Here is a 14,802-nt window from a genome sequence, read left to right as displayed (position 1 = left end):
TCGCGCCAGGGCTGGTGGGCCTGCCCGGTTTTGGCACGATCCTGACGAGCCCTGTCATGTGTGCCACTCACGGTAATCGACGATTCTGGCCCAACCTCGGCCCATCGTCCGAGGAGACCGGCCATGAACCCTGTCACCGCCATTCCCGCTGCCACACCCGACCTCGCGCGCGTCCACTTCGCCGCCCGGCTGGCGCTGGAGACCGACTGCTCCGACGTGCACGCGGCGATGCGCGCCGCCGGCGGCGGGCCGGACGGCTTCGTGCTGGCCGACGTGCGCGGGCCGGGCGCCTATGCCCGCGGGCACGTCCCCGGCGCGATCAATCTGCCGCACCGGGACATGACGGCCGAGCGCCTGGCCACCTGGCCGGCGGACACGCTCTTCGTGGTCTACTGCGCCGGCCCGCACTGCAATGGCGGTGACCGGGCGGCGCTGCGACTGGCGGAGCTGGGCCGACCGGTGAAGCTGATGATCGGCGGCATGACCGGTTGGGCCGATGAGGGCTTCTCCTTCGCCGCGGGAGCCGCCCCGGGCGCGCTGGCCGAGGCCGCCTGATCATGGCGCTGGAGCTTCGCCCGAATTGCGAGATGTGCGACCGGGACCTGCCGCCGGCCGCGACCGAGGCGCGCATCTGCAGCTACGAGTGCACCTTCTGCGCGGATTGCGCCGAGGGGCGCCTGAACAATGTCTGCCCGAATTGCGGCGGCGGCTTCACCCCGCGCCCGATCCGGCCGTCCAGGGAGTGGCGGCCGGGCCTGTCGGTGGCGCTGCGGCCGCCCTCCACGACGCGGCGGCGGCTTTCCTATCCGGCCGAGGAGATCGCGGCGTTCGTGGCGCGGGTGGGGACGCTTCCGGCGGAAGAGAGATAGGCGGATCGGGAAGTGCCATACTTCCCGCCGAGCCTGCCCCGGAGCGCGGGCATCCCCTTTCCTACGCTGACATCAGGTCCCGTCCGCGGCAGGAGACGTTCATGGGCGGACCGACGTGCCCGCGACGCGCAGCGCGGTCCCGAGGTCTCAGCTCGGGCCCGCGAGGGATTTCATGAGGCTGAGGATGGTCTCCCGCAGCTCGGGACTGGTGACACGGGAAAAGGCCCGGCGGAATTCGCGCGCCTCGCCCAGGTCCACGACGTTTCCCGCAAAGGCGTTCTGCCCCTGCGGGGGATCGTCCGCGACCTGCGCCGGCTGGTCGTCCGGCCGGGCGGCAAAGGATTTCTCGTCGAGGAAGAGGTCCACGGGCACCTCCATCGCGCGCGCCATGTTGAAGAGCTGACCCGCGCCGAACGGCTTCATGCCCCGCTCACACGCGTGGACGTCGTGAGGATACGTGCCAAGCGCATCCCCCAGCTCTACCGACGTCATGCCGAGGAACGCCCGCAGCTCTCTGAGGCGGGCGCCCAGGGATATGTTCATCGCAGCCTCGCGACGCTTCTGCAGCAGCAGGAGAGCGGCGCGGTTCCGCAACGCGCCGCGCGGCGGGCGAAGCCGCAGCGTCGGAGGCGCGCTCCGGCGCCAAGCGGAAGCAGCCGAGGGAACGACGTCCTGACGGCGAGCCGCCGGACCGGGCGATACGGGTGCCGCCTGTTCGGCGGGAAGGAGGATGCCGAGGCGTGATGACGGGTGCCACGTGTAGACGGGCTGGGCGAGCAATTCGAGGGATCTGGCGACCGCGGTCTTACAGGCCTTTATCGTTTCGGCGTGTTGTGCCCGATCCAGGCGGAAAACCATGATGGCACCTTACCAGCACCGCTTGAGCTTAAATTAACATACACTAATTCTTTCGGCAATTTCCCGAGTCATTTAGTCGGATATTTGCTCTTCTTCAGCTTTGTCGGTTGTCGGTGTGCTGGACGCTCGCCTCGCTATCCTGTCGCGTCGTCGTACGGCCCCCGGGGCCCGATTCAGGCGGGCGCGGCCGCGGCCCGCGGCCGTGCGCGAAGAGCGGCCTCTGCCTCCGCCTCGAACTGCTCCTCGGTCACGCCATAGATGTCCCGCACGCGGTCGCCGGTCAGGTCATCCGGCGCGCCGTCGAAGACCACGCGGCCCGCCTGCATCGCGACGATCCGGTCGCAGTAGCGGCGCGCGGTGTCGAGGTGATGCAGGTTCACCAGCACGGTTAGCCCGTCCTGCCGGTTCACGTCCCGCAGCGCGTCCATCACCACCCGCGCGTTGCGGGGATCGAGCGAGGCGATCGGCTCGTCCGCCAGGATGAGCCGCGGCGCCTGCAGCATCGCGCGAGCGATCGCCACGCGCTGCTGCTGCCCGCCCGAGAGCGTGTCCGCCCGCTGCAACGCCTGGTCCGCCAGGTCGAAGCGGTCGAGCGCCGTCAGCGCCATCGCCCGCTCCTCCGGCGTGAAGCGCAGGAAGAGGGAGGAGAGGGTGCCCAAGAGGCCAGGCCGGTGGTTCAGCCGCCCGACCAGCACGTTCGTCAGCACGTCCAGCCGCTGCACGAGGTTGAACTGCTGGAAGATCATCGCGCAGCGCGTCCGCCAGTCCCGCAGCGCCTTGCCGCGCAGGGCCGTGACATCCACCCCGTCATGCAGGATGCGGCCCGCGCTCGGCTCGGTCAGGCGGTTGATCATCCGCAGCAGGGTGGACTTGCCGGCTCCGGAGCGGCCGATGATCCCCACCATCTGCCCCTCCGGAATGGAGAGGGTGACGCCGTCCACCGCGGTGCGCGAACCGAAGCGACGGGTGAGGTTCTCGATCTCCAGCATCGCCGGTCCTGCGTCTGACAGCCCAGTATAGGGGGCTCGCCGCGCGCGCGGCGACCCGTCCCGGGCCGGTCGGGGTGCGGCGGGCGACCCCGGGGGAGAGAAGGAATTCTCTCCCCCGGACCCCCACTCATCTTCTTCTTCAAGGCTGCCGCGGAAGGCGGAACTTGCCCGCGCGGCGTGCAAGGGCTTCGGGGCACCGAGGGAGCGTTGCCGGATGTGCGTGCCCGGGAGCCTGACGCCGAGGGGTTCGGACGCGAAGCCGATGCGCTCGACAAGGCTGGGAAAAGGAGACCTTCCTTCACCAGCGGCGTGAAACGAGTCTGGCCGTCCGGCGCCCGCGCGCGCTAGCGTGGCGGCCACGGGCCTCGGGGGAGGCCCGAGGGGGTTCTTTCCATCATGCGTGGGCTCGTCCTGCGTCTGGCGCTGCTGGCCCTGGCCGGCGGCGTCCTCTCCGCCTGCGGCAGCACCCGCGGGGGCGGGCCGGTCATGGCCGGCAGCGGCTATGAGCCGGGGGGCCGCTTCCTGTCCTGCGTGCCCTATGCGCGGCAGCGTTCCGGCATCGACCTGCGCGGCGACGGTTGGCAGTGGTGGGAGGCGGCGGCCGGCCGCTACGACCGGAGCCAGCGGCCGCGGCCCGGCGCCGTGCTCGTCTTCCGCCAGACCGGGCGGCTGCGGGACGGGCACGTCGCGGTCGTCTCGCGCGTGCTGGGGCCGCGGGAGATCCGGGTGGATCACGCGAACTGGGCGACGGGCGGCCTAAGGGGCCGCGTGGCGCAGGATCAGGTCGTGGTGGACGTGTCGGAGCGGAACGACTGGTCGCTCGTGCGCGTCTGGTACCCGCCGATCGCCGCGGTGGGGAACACCGCCTTCCCCGCCTATGGCTTCATCCACCCGACCACCCGCTGGAGCGGCGCGGGTGATCCGTCACCGGACGTCTGAATCGCAGGGGTCCCCGGCGGGAGAGGTCCGGAGAGGGCGGCGCCCTCTCCGGGGCCGCCGGCGGCTACGGCGTCATCGCCCCGGTGTACTGCTTCACCCCGCCGACGCGGCGATTGAACCCGGTCTGGAAGGTCGTGTTGTCCACCGCGTTGGGCGATTCCGTGCCCTTCAGCGGGTTCCCGTCCGGCTCGCGGCAGATCACGCCGCCCTTCACCTTGTGGATGTCCACCACGACGGGCGTCGTCGCGTCGCAGAGGTTGTGCGCCAGCTCGTGCAGGATGCAGTTCGCGACCGCCGTCTCCCGGTTGGTGGTGGCGTTGGCCCGCTGGTCCCCGCCCTGGACGATCTGTCGCATGTAGACCTCGCACACCACCGCCTTGTCGGCGACGCTGAGCATGGTGGAGCCCGAGAGGCCGAGGGTGATATCCTTCGTCGCCTTCGTGGCGACGATGCTGTCCGAGGCGCTGGTGAGGAGGTAGCAGACGAAGTCCGCGTCGGTCGGCGCCGTCGTTCCGCTGAACCAGGTGACGGCGGCCTTGTCGTATTTCGCCACGCCGCCGAGCGTCGCCTCGAGATAGGTTTTCAGCGTGTCGGCGCAGGTCTTGCGGTGGGCTTCCTCGAACCGGCCGGACAGGTCGCCGGCCTTGTTCACGAGGTAGACGTTCAGCGTCTGCGCCATGGCGGTGCCTCCTCCCGGCCGGCGGGATCGTATCCCGGCCGGAAGGGATTTCACCAGGATGGCGGCGTCTGGCCGAGGGGTTCCGTGGTCGCGACTGTCACGCGGCCCGGGCGTCGGCCCGTCAGCGCCGGGCCTTGCCCCGGTTGATCTCGCGCTCCACCGCCGCGCGCTCGGTCGAGCCGGAGCGGCGCATGATCTCCCGAACGATGGCGGGCGAGACGCGGTGGCGCTTGGAGAGGTAGGCGACCTCGTCCTCGATCCGGGCGAGCTCGGCCGGGTCGGGGGTCTGCGTGGCGGGCTTGGTCGGGGCCATGGGGATCTCCGTCAGGCAGCGGCGCGGGCGGCACCGGGGCCGCGGCGCGGCCGCGGGATGGCGCGGCGTTCGGCGCCGCACGGGACCGCGCGGCGATCCATGTCGAGGGGAAGCGGGCCCGGCCCTGACGCGCATCCCCGGGCATGGGGGGCGAAAAGGGCTGGCCGGACCGATCGGATGGGACCCGCCGGATATGGGCCGCGCGCGGCTTCCGGGCAAGCGGCGACGGACCTTCGGTTGGCGGGCCGGCCATGCGGAGTCACCATGGCCGGGACCTCTCCGGGACGCCTTCATGCCCCTCGCCCGACGGCTGCTTCTCGCCTCCGCCCCGGCCCTGTCCCTGCGTCCGGCCCACACCCAGGGCGTGGGAGCGCAGGGGAGCTGGCCGGACCGGCCGGTGCGGGTGATCTGCCCCTTCCCCGCCGGTTCCACCCCCGACATCGCGGCGCGGGCGGTGGCCGGCCACTTTGCCACCGCCTTCGGCCAGCCCTTCCCGGTGGACAACCGCACCGGCGCGGGCGGGAACATCGGCACGGACGCCGTGGCGAAGGCGACGGACGGGCACACGATCGGCGTCTCGATCAACGGGCCGCTCGCGACCGCGCGGGCGCTGTATCCGAACCTGCCCTACGACCCGCAGCGGGACCTCGCGCCCGTCTCGCTCCTCGTCCGCACCGCCCAGGTGCTGGTGGTGCATCCGGAGGTGCCGGCGAACGACGTCGCGGGCTTCGCCGCCCACGTGCGGGGCAATCCGGGGCGGCTCTCCTACGGCTCGGTGGGCGCGGGCTCGGGCGGGCACCTCGCCATGGAGGACCTGAAGGGGCGCTTCGGGCTCGACATCGCCCATGTGCCCTATCGCGGCTTCCCGCAGGCGACCGTGGACCTCGTGGCCGGGCGCATCCAGGCGATGGTGATCACCGTGGCCGGCATCCTGCCGCAGGTGAGGGAGGGGCGGGCCCGGGCCCTGGCCGTGACAGGCGGAACCCGGCTGCCCGGTCTGCCCGACGTGCCCACGCTGGCGGAGGCCGGCGTGCCGGACGCGGAATCCTATGCCTGGATCGGCCTGATCGCCCCCGCCGCCACGCCGGCGGAGCGGGTGGCCCGCCTGTCCGAGGAGGCGCGGCGTGCCCTGTCGGCGCCCGCCGCTCGGTCGGCGCTGGAGGCGGCCGGCTTCGAGATCGTGGCGGGCACGCCGGAGGCCTTCGCGCGCTTTATCGCGGTGGAGACGGAGCGGTGGGGCGGGCTGATCCGGCGGCTCGACATCCGGCCGGATGCGTAGGACTGCCGGGGCAGCATGCCGCGCCGGACGCGTGCATCCGGTCGGGTGATCGGAATTCTCGGGCGGCCGCGGCGCCGCCCTGTTCCGTCCCGCAGCAGCCCGGTCTGAAAAGGCGCGGGATCTGAGAGGCGAAAGGACGGCCCGTCTTCCCCAACCCGTTCGCCGGGCCGGCCCTGGATGACCAATCCTTCACTTCCCCATTGTGCCGTCGCCCCGCATGGGCCATCTGCCGTTTGCGCCGCAGGGGGCTGCGGCCTAGTGTCCGCCCCCGGATAGGCGGCCGGTCCATACAAGCCGGGCCAACCAGGAATCATTCGGGGCGTCACATGGGTTCGTTCAGCATCTGGCACTGGGTCGTCGTGCTGCTGGTCGTGTTGCTGCTGTTCGGCAGCGGCAAGATCAGTGGGCTGATGGGTGACCTCGCGACCGGCATCAAGTCCTTCAAGAAGAACATGCGGGAGGACGAGCCGGACGCGTCCATGGCGGACACGCGGCCCGTGCCGCCGGCTGGCACCCTGCCGCCCGCCACGACCACCACCGCCGCGGCACCCGGCGCGGCCGACCCGCGCCGCACCGTGGTCAGCCAGCCTCCCGGCCCGGCCGCCTGAGCCGCATCCCCGCCGTCTAGCACCGGGCCTTCGGGACCGGTGCGCCGCGCTTCCGAAGGTCCGCGATGAGCGCTGCCCCGATCCCGGCCGCCCCGATTCCTGGGGCGGCGGTGGAGGCAATCCTCCGCGCCGGCCGCCTGATGGCGGCGCAGGGCTGGGTGCCGGCGACCGCCGGCAACATCTCGGTCCGCCTGCCCGGGGATCGCGTCGCGATCACCCGATCCGGCCTGCACAAGGCGGAGCTGACGCTGGACTCCGTCATGGCCGTGGACCTGCACGGTCGGCCGGAGGATCCCGGGCTGCGCCCCTCTGCCGAGACGGGGCTGCACTGCGGCGCCTATCGCCGCTTCCCGGCCGTGCGGGCCGTGGTGCACGGGCATTCCATCGCGAACACCGTCCTCTCCCGCCTGGCCGGCGACACGATCCGGCTGGAGGGATACGAGCTGCTGAAGGTCTTCCCCGGCCTGCCCACGCATGAGGGCGCGGTGGAGGTGCCGGTGCTGGACAACGACCAGGACATCTCCCGCCTCCAGGCCGCCGTGGAGGCCCGCTGGGCCGGCATGGCTGACCAGGGAGCAGGCGCTCCCCCCGGCTATTTGATCCGGGGACACGGGATCTATGTATGGGGCCCCGACATGGAGGCCGCCCTGGCCCGCCTGGAGGGGTTGGAATTCATGCTCGCCTGCGAGCTGGCCGCGAGAGGAATCCGCCCATGAGCCGCCTGGTCGTCCACGACGCAAACACCAACACGGTCCTGCAGGACACGCAGGACGGGGACGAGATCGCCCGCACCCTCGGCGCCATCGGCGTGCGCTTCGAGCGCTGGGACCGCGCCGACCTGCCCGCCGGCGCCGACGCCGACGCCGTGCTGGCCGCCTACAAGCCGCGCCTGGACGCCTTCATGGGCGAGACCGGCGCCGGCACCGCCGATGTCATCAAGCTGTCGCCGGACCACCCGCAGCGCGACGCCATGCGCGCGAAGTTCCTGTCCGAGCACACCCACACCGAGGACGAGGTGCGCTTCTTCCACGAAGGGACGGGCAACTTCGTCCTGCATGTCGGCGGAAAGGTCTACGACGCCCACTGCACCGCCGGCGACCTGATCTCGGTCCCCGCCAACGTCACCCACTGGTTCGACGCGGGCACGGCGCCGAGCTTCACGGTGCTGCGGGTGTTCACCGAGACCTCCGGCTGGACGCCGCACTACACCGGGTCCGACATGGCCGAGCGCTTTCCGGCGGTGACGGCGTGAGGAAAGGCCGGGGGGAAGGTATTCCCCCCGGACCCCCCATCTGTTTTTGTTCAATGGCGCCTGTTGCCGGCGTCGGTCTTCGACACATCAAAGAACGAGGGGAACCGGGCAGGTTCCCGTCCCTGGCCGTGTTCCCATGATCCAAGCCATCGTCACCGACATTGAGGGCACGACCAGCGCGATCGCCTTCGTGAAGGACACGCTGTTCCCCTTCGCCGAGACGGCGCTGGACGGCTTCCTGCGCGACCGCGGCGGGGAGCCCGACGTGGCGGCGGTCCTGGACGAGGTCCGCGCCCTCGCGCCCGGCCAGGAGCCGACCGAGGCCCTGCGCGGCTGGATGACGCGGGACGAGAAGGTGACGCCCCTGAAGACCCTCCAGGGCCTGATCTGGCGCCAGGGCTTTGAGTCGGGCGCGCTGCGCGGGCATCTCTGGCCCGATGTGGCGCCCTGCCTGCGCGCCTGGGCGGCGGCGGGGATCGCCCTCCACATCTACTCCTCCGGCTCGGTCGAGGCGCAGCGGCTGCTCTTCGGCCACTCCGTCGCGGGCGACCTGACGCCGATCCTGTCCGGCTTCTTCGACACCCGCACCGGGCCGAAGCGGGACGCGAACTCCTATCGCGCCATCGCCGGCACCGTGGGGGTGGAGGCAGGCGAGATCCTCTTCCTGTCCGATGTGGCGGAGGAGCTGGATGCGGCGGCCGCGGCAGGGATGCGGACCGCGCAACTCGTCCGCGCGGGGGACGGGACCGTGGCCAGCGGCCGCCACCCGGCCTGCACCACCTTCCCGGAGGTCGCCGCCCGCTTCGGCCTGCCGGCGCCGGACGAACCGCTTCGCTGAGGTGTCACACGGCCCCGCCGTGACAGTGCCGCAAGGGCGGGACTAAACCCGCGCACCCTCCACTCCCCGGCTGCCGGGAACCTTCACGATGCTGACCACCTACACCCTGCGCGGCGCCCATTGCGACGTGCGCGGCGGCTTCGACATGGCCGAGGGCCTGGAGACCGCCGAGCGCATCGCCGGCGCCGTCTGGGTGGACCTGCTGAACCCGACCGCCGAGGAGGAGCGCGCCGTCCAGGACGCCCTGAAGGTGGAAGTCCCGACCCGCGAGGAGATGCAGGAGATCGAATCCTCCTCCCGCCTCTACAAGGAGGGCGAGGTCCTCTTCCTTACGGCGTCCTTCCTCTACGGCTCGGAGGAGGGGGAGTACGGCTCCACCCCGATCACCTTCGTGCTCGCCCCGAACGCGCTGATCACCGTGCGCTACGCGACGCCGAAAGCCTTCTCCACCTTTGCCATCCGCGCCCAGCGCCAAGCGCTGCCGATCCTGCGCACGCCCGATGGCGTGATGCTGCACCTGTTCGAGCAGATCGTGGACCGGCTGGCCGACATCCTCGAGAAGACGACGGCCGAGATGGACCGCGCGAGCCAGCGCACCTTCCGCAACGCGCGCGACGCGGCGGTGAAGGCCAACCGGCGGGACGCCGACCTGCGGCAGGCGCTCATCACCCTCGGCCAGGTGGGCGACATCACCAGCCGCGCGAGCGACACGCTGCTCGGCCTGACGCGCATCCTGACCTTCGTGGGCGCGGAGAAGGCGACGGCCATCCGCAAGGAGAACCAGATCCTCATCAAGACGCTGGTGCGGGACGTGCGGTCGCTGGTGGAACACGCGAACACGATGAACAGCAAGGCGCAGTTCCTGCTGGACGCCGCGCTGGGCATCATCGGGATGGACCAGAACGGCATCATCAAGACCTTTACCGTGGCGTCCGTGGCCCTGATGCCGCCGACGCTGGTGGCCAGCATCTACGGCATGAACTTCAAGCAGATGCCGGAGCTGGACTGGGCGCTGGGCTACCCTTGGGCGCTGATCCTGATGGTGATCAGCGCCGTGCTGCCGATCCTGTACTTCAAGCGGAAGGGATGGCTGTAAGGCGCGGCCGAGCCCTATGCGGCGCGTGCAAAGGCGACTTTGGTGACTCCGGGGAGAGGGAGAAGGAATTCTCCCTCTCCCCGGACCCCTCACCCTCATCTCTTTTTGTCGGGCTGCCGCGGAAGGCGGACACGGGGTCGCGCCTCGGGTCAGTGACCCGAGGCGAGGCTGCTGTCCGTGCGGGCTGATCTGAAAACCGTTTGCCCGCTGCGCGGGCGGGCTCGGCTGTCCGCGGCAGCCCGATAGAAAGAGATGAGTGGGGGTCCGGGGGAGAGAATTCCTTCTCTCCCCCGGGGCCGCCCGTCACCCCGATCAGTACACCCGGATCGCCTCGACGTTGTCGAAGCGCAGGACCTCCCCTCCGAAGGAGAGCTGGCCGCTGAAGGTGGCCGGCTGGCCGGAGGCGTCGGTGAAGGCGATCGAGCCGTTGCTGCCCACCTGCATCTGGAGGCCGTCGCCGTAGGCCTGCAGGCCATCCCGCACCTGGTCCAGGGTCATTCCCATCACCGCGACGGTGTCGCGGCCCGTGCCGCCCTCGAAGTAGTCGCTGCCCTCGCCGGGCCTCCAGGAGAAGGTGTCGTCCCCGGCCCCGCCGAAGGCGGCATCGACGCCGGCGCCGCCGACCAGGGTGTCATGGCCGTCGCCGCCGTCCAGGAAGTCCGCGCCCTCGCCGCCGCCCAGATTGTCGTTGCCCGTGCCGCCCACCAGGGCGTCGTTGCCCCGGCCGCCGGCGAGCACGTCGTTGCCGGCGTTGCCCTCCACGTAGTCGTCGCCGTCATCGGCGTTGACGTAGTCGTTGCCGTCCCCGGCCACCACCGCGTCGTTGCCGGCGCCCGCCTGGAGGTTGTCGTCCCCGGCGCTGCCCTGCACGTAGTCGTTGCCGCCGTAGGTCATGATCAGGTCCGCCTCGGCGGTGCCCTGGGTGGCGTCGGCACCCTCGGTGCCCCGGATGTACGCGCCGCCGACCACCTTCTCGAGGGTCTTGGCGTCAACCGGCTTCGTGTTGGGTTCGCTCATCGGTGGTCTCCCGCTTCGGTGCCTCGTGTCGGTGCACCGGATGGGCTGACCATGCCGGTCTTCCGGCGAAGCGGGAACGGGGGCCGCATCGATCGCTGCCTTCGTCCGCGTCGATGGACGGGCTGCTCCGGCGGGCCGCCGGGATCGGAGGACCCGGCCGGTGGCCAGGTCCTCCGCGAGGGTGGTTCAGACCACCTTCAGCCCGACGTCGATGTTGCCGCGCGTGGCGTTGGAATAGGGGCAGACCTGGTGGGCCTGCTGCACCAGCGCCTCGGCCGCGGCGCGGTCCACGCCGGGGAGATTGATCTCCAGGCCGATGGTCAGCCCGAAGCCGCCCTCGCTGCGCGGGCCGATGCCGACGGTGGAGGTGACGGTCGCGTCCGCCGGCACCTTCGTCGGGCCCTTGGCCGAGACGGCCTTCATCGCGCCGAGGAAGCAGGCGGCGTAGCCCGCGGCGAAGAGCTGCTCCGGGTTATTGCCGTCGCCGGACCCGCCCATCTCCTTCGGCACGGCGAGCTTCAGGTCCAGCGCGCCGTCGCTTGTCTTCGAGCGGCCGTCGCGGCCCCCGGTGGCAGTGGCGGAGACGCGGTACTTCTCTTCAACCGGCATGGACCATTTCCCTCTTCAGCCACCGCCTGGCGCGGCGCGGGCGGAACCTTGGGCGCGGTGGGGGCGACGTCAACCAAGGGGGGATGGATTGCGCGCCGTCGCGGCGGCGTGGAGTCTGCCCGCTCCTTCCCGGAGCGCCGCCCATGACCGAACCCCTCCGCATCCCCGCCACGCCCGCCACGATGCGCTGGGGTGCCTTCGACGCCGAGTTCCCGCCGGTCGCCAGCATCAACCCGGGGGAGCGCGTGATCCTCGAATGCGTCTCCGGCCCGAAGGAGGCGATGCCGCCGCCGGAGAGCGGGCTGCGCGTACCGGAGGCCCTGGCCGCCATCCACGCCGCCGACGTCCCGCGCCTCGGCCCGCACATGCTCACCGGCCCAGTGGCGGTGCGCGGCGCGGAGCCGGGCGACGCGCTGCGCGTGGACATTGAGGCGATCGAGCTCGGCGCGGACTGGGGGTATTGCGGCTTCCGCCCGCTCTTCGGGACGCTGCCGGAGGACTTCCCCTATTCCCGCCGCCTGCACATCCCGGTGGACCGGGCGGCGATGACCTGCACCGTGCCGGTCGGCGGCGGCATCACCCTGCCGCTGGCGCCCTTCTTCGGCGTGATGGGCGTGGCACCCCCGCCGGAATGGGGCCAGATCTCCACGAAGGAGCCGCGCGCGCATGGCGGCAACCTCGACAACAAGGAGCTGGTGGCGGGCACGACGCTGTTCCTGCCGGTGCACGTGGCGGGCGCGCTGTTCTCGGCGGGCGACGGTCATGGCGTGCAGGGCGACGGCGAGGTCTGCATCAACGCGCTGGAGATGTCGCTGACCGGCACCTTCCGCCTCGGACTGGAGAAGGGCGGTGGCGCGAAGGATCCGGCGCTGCGCTTTCCGCGCGCGGAGACGCCGACGCACTACATCTCGATGGGGATGCACGAGGACCTCGACCTCGCGATGAAGCAGGCGTTGCGGGAGATGATCGCCTTCATCGCGTCCCGGACAAACCTCTCTCCGGCGGATGCCTATCAGCTCTGCTCGCTCGCGGTGGATTTCCGCGTGACGCAGACCGTGAACGGGGAGAAAGGCGTGCACGGGATGTTGAAGAAAAATCTGCTCCTCTGACGGCGTGTGAAGTCGAAGGACCAAGAGGCTGTAAGCGTTCCGTCGCGCGAATCGGTCCACAAGCCTGTCCACACTTTTCTCCACAAGTTTTCGTGCAGCACTTGACTGCCGCATCTTGTGGGGCCGCAACCGCACGACCTACCGTATCTTGTAGGGTCGTAGGACACGGGGGAGTTGGGCATGGACTGGTCGACGGAGGCGATCGACACGCTTCGGGCGCTCTGGGCGGAGGGACACTCCACCGCCGAGATCGGACGGCGCATGGGGATCTCGAAGAACGCGGTGGTGGGCAAGGCGCACCGCCTGCACCTCTCCGCCCGGCCCAGCCCGATCCAGCGCGAAAGGGCGGAAGCCGCGACCGGCACGGCCGGGCCGCGGCCCGCCCCGCGCGTGGCGGCCGCCCCGGCCCCGCGCATCGCCCCGGCACCGGCGGTCGTGGCCGCTCCGCCGCCGCCCGCCCCGCGCGCGCCCGTGGTGCGTCCCTTCCAACGGGTGATGGCGCGCAGCTGCTGCTGGCCGATCGGCGAGCCCGGCGCGACCGACTTCCGCTTCTGCACGGCCGAGGCCGCGGGCGGGAAGCCGTACTGCGCCGAGCACGCCTCCATCGCTTACGTGAAGGCGCGCGACCGGCGCGAGGACGCAGCCTGATCCAGCCGACCATGACCCCCGCGCGGAGATGCGCGGGTCATGGCGGACACTTGCTGATCGTGTGATTCACGCCCGGGGCCGCACGGTCCCGGGCGTCCTCGTTCAGCGCTGCGGCGCGGCCGGCACGGTGGTGGTCGCACCACGATCCGCCGTGCCCGGCTGGGCGGAGCCGGGGAGGGCGGAACGCTCGCCAGCCGTCGTCGTGCCGGCATTGCCCGGATGCGGCCCCGGGTTGTTGGACCCCATGCCATTGGTGGCGAAGGGGCTGCCGCCGCCGCCGGCCGTGGCCCCGGTGCTGTCACCCTGGTTGCCGCCGCCCTGCGCCAGGACGGGCGCGGTGCCGGCGATCAGGGCAGCCAGGGCAAGGGCGGAAAGAGTTGCGCGCATGAGGATTCTCCTCGGCCGGTGAGAAGGCCGTCAGCGCGATAGCGCCGTCGCCGCGGGCCGGGTTTCCTCCCGCCGCACCGCCCGCCCGCCCAGCACCGCCGCCCCCAGCAGGACGAGGCCCGCGATCAGGAAGGCGGTACCGATGAAGGGGATGCGCGGCGCTTCCCCCACCGAGAGGGCGTAGACCGCACCGAAGAAGAGCGGCGAGAGGATGCCGGCGACGCTCGCCACGCTCATCGCCGCGCCCTGCAACTGCCCCTGCTCGGACTCCGAGACGCGGCGGGTCATCAGCGCCTGCAGCGTCGGCATGGCAAGGCCCCAGAGCGCGTTGGGCACGAGCGCCAGCGCGAAGAAGAGGCCGTTCGGCGCCAGGCCCATCGCCGTGATCCCGACCGCGCCGCCCACCAGGCCGAACACCATCACCGCGCGGTCGCCGAAGCGCCGCACCGCCGGTCCCACGAGCAGGCTCTGCACCACCACGTCCAGCGCGCCGGCAAGGGAGAGAAGCAGGCCGACCTCCCAGCTCGCCCAGCCGTAGCGGTGCGCGGCGTAGAGCACGAAGACCGCGGAGAAGACGTGGTGCGCGAAGTGCAGCAGGAAGTTCACCCAGGCCAGGCCGCGCAGCTCCCGGTGGCGGCCCAGCAGCCGCATCGCGCCGAAGGGATTGGCGCGCCGCCAGGAGAAGGCCATGCGCCGGTCCGCGGTGAGGGATTCCGGCAGGATCAGCCAGCCATAGAGGAAGGCGACGCCGCTCAGCGCCGCCGCCGCCCAGAAGGGCGCGCGGGGCGAGATCTCCCCCATCACGCCGCCGAGCAGTGGTCCCGCCACGAAGCCGGCGCTGAAAGCGGCGCCGATCAGCCCGTAGCCGCGGGCGCGCTCCGCCGGCGCGGTGATGTCGGCCATGTAGGCATAGATCGTCGTGAAGCTGGCCGAGGTGACGCCCGCGATCAGCCGCCCGAGCGCGAGCCACCAGAGGTTCGGCGCCAACGCCATCAGCACGTAGTCCGCCGCCAGCCCCGCCGCCGAGAGCAGCAGCACCGGCCGCCGCCCGTAGCGGTCCGACAGCGATCCGATGACCGGCGAGGCGAGGAACTGCATCCCCGCCCAGAGTGCGACGAAGACGCCATTGATCACGCCCGCGCGGGCGTTCGACCCCGCGAACTCCTCGATGAGGGAGGGCAGGACGGGAATGACGATCCCCATCGCCACGATGTCGAGCACGGCGGTGACGAGGATGAAGGCGAGCGCGGCCCTGCGGCCGGCGAAAGAGGAGGACGGCATGATGATCCCGGGGCCGCGTGACGGCCTGCGA

At 71.5% G+C, this 14,802-nt stretch carries 19 protein-coding genes; 11 read left to right on the top strand and 8 right to left on the bottom strand.

Features of this window, described 5'->3' with window-relative positions:
* Positions 1–123: 123 nt before the first annotated feature.
* Together ACP6CK_RS18250 and ACP6CK_RS18245 are read left to right on the top strand one after the other, a co-directional pair.
* Positions 124–555: a rhodanese-like domain-containing protein gene (locus ACP6CK_RS18250; protein WP_426954726.1), complete on the top strand. Its 432-nt coding sequence runs from the start codon at positions 124–126 to the stop codon at positions 553–555.
* Between the two features lie 2 nt (positions 556–557).
* Positions 558–869, top strand: a complete 312-nt coding sequence (locus ACP6CK_RS18245; RefSeq protein WP_426954725.1) for a DUF1272 domain-containing protein — start codon at positions 558–560, stop codon at positions 867–869.
* 147 nt (positions 870–1,016) lie between these two features.
* On the opposite strand, the gene ACP6CK_RS18240 is transcribed toward ACP6CK_RS18245, so the two are convergent.
* Together ACP6CK_RS18240 and phnC are read right to left on the bottom strand one after the other, a co-directional pair.
* Positions 1,017–1,727 (bottom strand): helix-turn-helix transcriptional regulator, encoded by a 711-nt coding sequence (locus ACP6CK_RS18240; protein WP_426954724.1) that lies wholly within the window; start codon positions 1,725–1,727, stop codon positions 1,017–1,019.
* A 173-nt stretch (positions 1,728–1,900) separates the two neighbouring features.
* The gene (gene phnC / locus ACP6CK_RS18235) at positions 1,901–2,716 is read right to left on the bottom strand and encodes a phosphonate ABC transporter ATP-binding protein (RefSeq protein WP_426954723.1); all 816 of its coding nucleotides are present in this window, start codon (positions 2,714–2,716) and stop codon (positions 1,901–1,903) included.
* 396 nt (positions 2,717–3,112) lie between these two features.
* Between phnC and ACP6CK_RS18230 the strand changes: the two genes are divergently transcribed.
* Complete coding sequence (locus ACP6CK_RS18230; RefSeq protein ID WP_426954722.1) at positions 3,113–3,655, top strand: CHAP domain-containing protein; 543 nt, start codon at positions 3,113–3,115, stop codon at positions 3,653–3,655.
* 64 nt (positions 3,656–3,719) lie between these two features.
* On the opposite strand, the gene ACP6CK_RS18225 is transcribed toward ACP6CK_RS18230, so the two are convergent.
* Positions 3,720–4,334 (bottom strand): hypothetical protein, encoded by a 615-nt coding sequence (locus ACP6CK_RS18225; protein WP_426954721.1) that lies wholly within the window; start codon positions 4,332–4,334, stop codon positions 3,720–3,722.
* 121 nt (positions 4,335–4,455) lie between these two features.
* Positions 4,456–4,647 carry a hypothetical protein gene (locus ACP6CK_RS18220; protein ID WP_426954720.1) on the bottom strand — a complete coding sequence of 64 codons (192 nt, stop codon included), beginning with the start codon at positions 4,645–4,647 and terminating at the stop codon, positions 4,456–4,458.
* A 292-nt stretch (positions 4,648–4,939) separates the two neighbouring features.
* Here ACP6CK_RS18220 and ACP6CK_RS18215 point away from each other — a divergent pair, with 292 nt between their 5' ends.
* The 6 genes from ACP6CK_RS18215 to ACP6CK_RS18190 all read left to right on the top strand — a co-directional run bounded on the left by ACP6CK_RS18215 (position 4,940) and on the right by ACP6CK_RS18190 (position 9,720).
* Positions 4,940–5,926 (top strand): Bug family tripartite tricarboxylate transporter substrate binding protein, encoded by a 987-nt coding sequence (locus tag ACP6CK_RS18215; RefSeq protein WP_426954719.1) that lies wholly within the window; start codon positions 4,940–4,942, stop codon positions 5,924–5,926.
* Between the two features lie 326 nt (positions 5,927–6,252).
* Positions 6,253–6,534 (top strand): twin-arginine translocase TatA/TatE family subunit, encoded by a 282-nt coding sequence (locus tag ACP6CK_RS18210; RefSeq protein ID WP_426954718.1) that lies wholly within the window; start codon positions 6,253–6,255, stop codon positions 6,532–6,534.
* 65 nt (positions 6,535–6,599) lie between these two features.
* Positions 6,600–7,250, top strand: a complete 651-nt coding sequence (locus tag ACP6CK_RS18205; RefSeq protein ID WP_426954717.1) for a methylthioribulose 1-phosphate dehydratase — start codon at positions 6,600–6,602, stop codon at positions 7,248–7,250.
* A complete protein-coding gene (locus ACP6CK_RS18200) occupies positions 7,247–7,786 on the top strand; it encodes a 1,2-dihydroxy-3-keto-5-methylthiopentene dioxygenase (RefSeq protein ID WP_426954716.1) in 540 nt (179 codons plus the stop codon). The genes ACP6CK_RS18205 and ACP6CK_RS18200 overlap by 4 nt, the downstream gene beginning before the upstream one ends.
* Positions 7,787–7,922: 136 nt before the next feature.
* Positions 7,923–8,624: an acireductone synthase gene (mtnC, locus tag ACP6CK_RS18195; RefSeq protein WP_426954715.1), complete on the top strand. Its 702-nt coding sequence runs from the start codon at positions 7,923–7,925 to the stop codon at positions 8,622–8,624.
* 88 nt (positions 8,625–8,712) lie between these two features.
* On the top strand, positions 8,713–9,720 hold the full coding sequence (locus ACP6CK_RS18190) for a magnesium transporter CorA family protein (protein WP_426954714.1): 1,008 nt from the start codon (positions 8,713–8,715) through the stop codon (positions 9,718–9,720).
* A gap of 312 nt (positions 9,721–10,032) precedes the next feature.
* Here the strand turns inward: ACP6CK_RS18190 and ACP6CK_RS18185 are convergent, their stop codons facing one another.
* Together ACP6CK_RS18185 and ACP6CK_RS18180 are read right to left on the bottom strand one after the other, a co-directional pair.
* The gene (locus ACP6CK_RS18185) at positions 10,033–10,737 is read right to left on the bottom strand and encodes a calcium-binding protein (RefSeq protein WP_426954713.1); all 705 of its coding nucleotides are present in this window, start codon (positions 10,735–10,737) and stop codon (positions 10,033–10,035) included.
* Between the two features lie 186 nt (positions 10,738–10,923).
* Positions 10,924–11,346, bottom strand: coding sequence for an organic hydroperoxide resistance protein (locus ACP6CK_RS18180; protein WP_426954712.1), 423 nt, complete (start codon positions 11,344–11,346; stop codon positions 10,924–10,926).
* 143 nt (positions 11,347–11,489) lie between these two features.
* Here ACP6CK_RS18180 and ACP6CK_RS18175 point away from each other — a divergent pair, with 143 nt between their 5' ends.
* Both ACP6CK_RS18175 and ACP6CK_RS18170 read left to right on the top strand, forming a co-directional pair.
* Positions 11,490–12,455, top strand: coding sequence for an acetamidase/formamidase family protein (locus tag ACP6CK_RS18175; protein ID WP_426954711.1), 966 nt, complete (start codon positions 11,490–11,492; stop codon positions 12,453–12,455).
* A 180-nt stretch (positions 12,456–12,635) separates the two neighbouring features.
* Positions 12,636–13,103: a GcrA family cell cycle regulator gene (locus tag ACP6CK_RS18170; RefSeq protein WP_426954710.1), complete on the top strand. Its 468-nt coding sequence runs from the start codon at positions 12,636–12,638 to the stop codon at positions 13,101–13,103.
* A 102-nt stretch (positions 13,104–13,205) separates the two neighbouring features.
* Here the strand turns inward: ACP6CK_RS18170 and ACP6CK_RS18165 are convergent, their stop codons facing one another.
* Both ACP6CK_RS18165 and ACP6CK_RS18160 read right to left on the bottom strand, forming a co-directional pair.
* Entirely contained in the window at positions 13,206–13,490 is a 285-nt protein-coding gene (locus ACP6CK_RS18165) for a hypothetical protein (RefSeq protein WP_426954709.1), read from the bottom strand.
* 30 nt (positions 13,491–13,520) lie between these two features.
* Positions 13,521–14,771: a TCR/Tet family MFS transporter gene (locus ACP6CK_RS18160; protein WP_426954708.1), complete on the bottom strand. Its 1,251-nt coding sequence runs from the start codon at positions 14,769–14,771 to the stop codon at positions 13,521–13,523.
* Positions 14,772–14,802 lie beyond the last annotated feature (31 nt).

The sequence above is a fragment of the Muricoccus radiodurans genome, assembly GCF_050154705.1.
GTDB classification, from domain to species: Bacteria; Pseudomonadota; Alphaproteobacteria; order Acetobacterales; family Acetobacteraceae; genus Roseomonas; species Roseomonas radiodurans.
The sequence above is the reverse complement of the archived record's forward strand: the minus strand, read 5'-3'. Positions and strand labels throughout refer to the sequence as shown.

Excerpts from the sequence above, each read along its gene's own strand:
- ACP6CK_RS18250 (WP_426954726.1), top strand. The coding sequence starts at position 124 with ATGAACCCTGTCACCGCCATTCCCGCTGCCACACCCGACCTCGCGCGC.
- ACP6CK_RS18245 (WP_426954725.1), top strand. The coding sequence starts at position 558 with ATGGCGCTGGAGCTTCGCCCGAATTGCGAGATGTGCGACCGGGACCTG.
- ACP6CK_RS18240 (WP_426954724.1), bottom strand. The coding sequence starts at position 1,727 with ATGGTTTTCCGCCTGGATCGGGCACAACACGCCGAAACGATAAAGGCC.
- phnC (WP_426954723.1), bottom strand. The coding sequence starts at position 2,716 with ATGCTGGAGATCGAGAACCTCACCCGTCGCTTCGGTTCGCGCACCGCG.
- ACP6CK_RS18230 (WP_426954722.1), top strand. The coding sequence starts at position 3,113 with ATGCGTGGGCTCGTCCTGCGTCTGGCGCTGCTGGCCCTGGCCGGCGGC.
- ACP6CK_RS18225 (WP_426954721.1), bottom strand. The coding sequence starts at position 4,334 with ATGGCGCAGACGCTGAACGTCTACCTCGTGAACAAGGCCGGCGACCTG.
- ACP6CK_RS18220 (WP_426954720.1), bottom strand. The coding sequence starts at position 4,647 with ATGGCCCCGACCAAGCCCGCCACGCAGACCCCCGACCCGGCCGAGCTC.
- ACP6CK_RS18215 (WP_426954719.1), top strand. The coding sequence starts at position 4,940 with ATGCCCCTCGCCCGACGGCTGCTTCTCGCCTCCGCCCCGGCCCTGTCC.
- ACP6CK_RS18210 (WP_426954718.1), top strand. The coding sequence starts at position 6,253 with ATGGGTTCGTTCAGCATCTGGCACTGGGTCGTCGTGCTGCTGGTCGTG.
- ACP6CK_RS18205 (WP_426954717.1), top strand. The coding sequence starts at position 6,600 with ATGAGCGCTGCCCCGATCCCGGCCGCCCCGATTCCTGGGGCGGCGGTG.
- ACP6CK_RS18200 (WP_426954716.1), top strand. The coding sequence starts at position 7,247 with ATGAGCCGCCTGGTCGTCCACGACGCAAACACCAACACGGTCCTGCAG.
- mtnC (WP_426954715.1), top strand. The coding sequence starts at position 7,923 with ATGATCCAAGCCATCGTCACCGACATTGAGGGCACGACCAGCGCGATC.
- ACP6CK_RS18190 (WP_426954714.1), top strand. The coding sequence starts at position 8,713 with ATGCTGACCACCTACACCCTGCGCGGCGCCCATTGCGACGTGCGCGGC.
- ACP6CK_RS18185 (WP_426954713.1), bottom strand. The coding sequence starts at position 10,737 with ATGAGCGAACCCAACACGAAGCCGGTTGACGCCAAGACCCTCGAGAAG.
- ACP6CK_RS18180 (WP_426954712.1), bottom strand. The coding sequence starts at position 11,346 with ATGCCGGTTGAAGAGAAGTACCGCGTCTCCGCCACTGCCACCGGGGGC.
- ACP6CK_RS18175 (WP_426954711.1), top strand. The coding sequence starts at position 11,490 with ATGACCGAACCCCTCCGCATCCCCGCCACGCCCGCCACGATGCGCTGG.
- ACP6CK_RS18170 (WP_426954710.1), top strand. The coding sequence starts at position 12,636 with ATGGACTGGTCGACGGAGGCGATCGACACGCTTCGGGCGCTCTGGGCG.
- ACP6CK_RS18165 (WP_426954709.1), bottom strand. The coding sequence starts at position 13,490 with ATGCGCGCAACTCTTTCCGCCCTTGCCCTGGCTGCCCTGATCGCCGGC.
- ACP6CK_RS18160 (WP_426954708.1), bottom strand. The coding sequence starts at position 14,771 with ATGCCGTCCTCCTCTTTCGCCGGCCGCAGGGCCGCGCTCGCCTTCATC.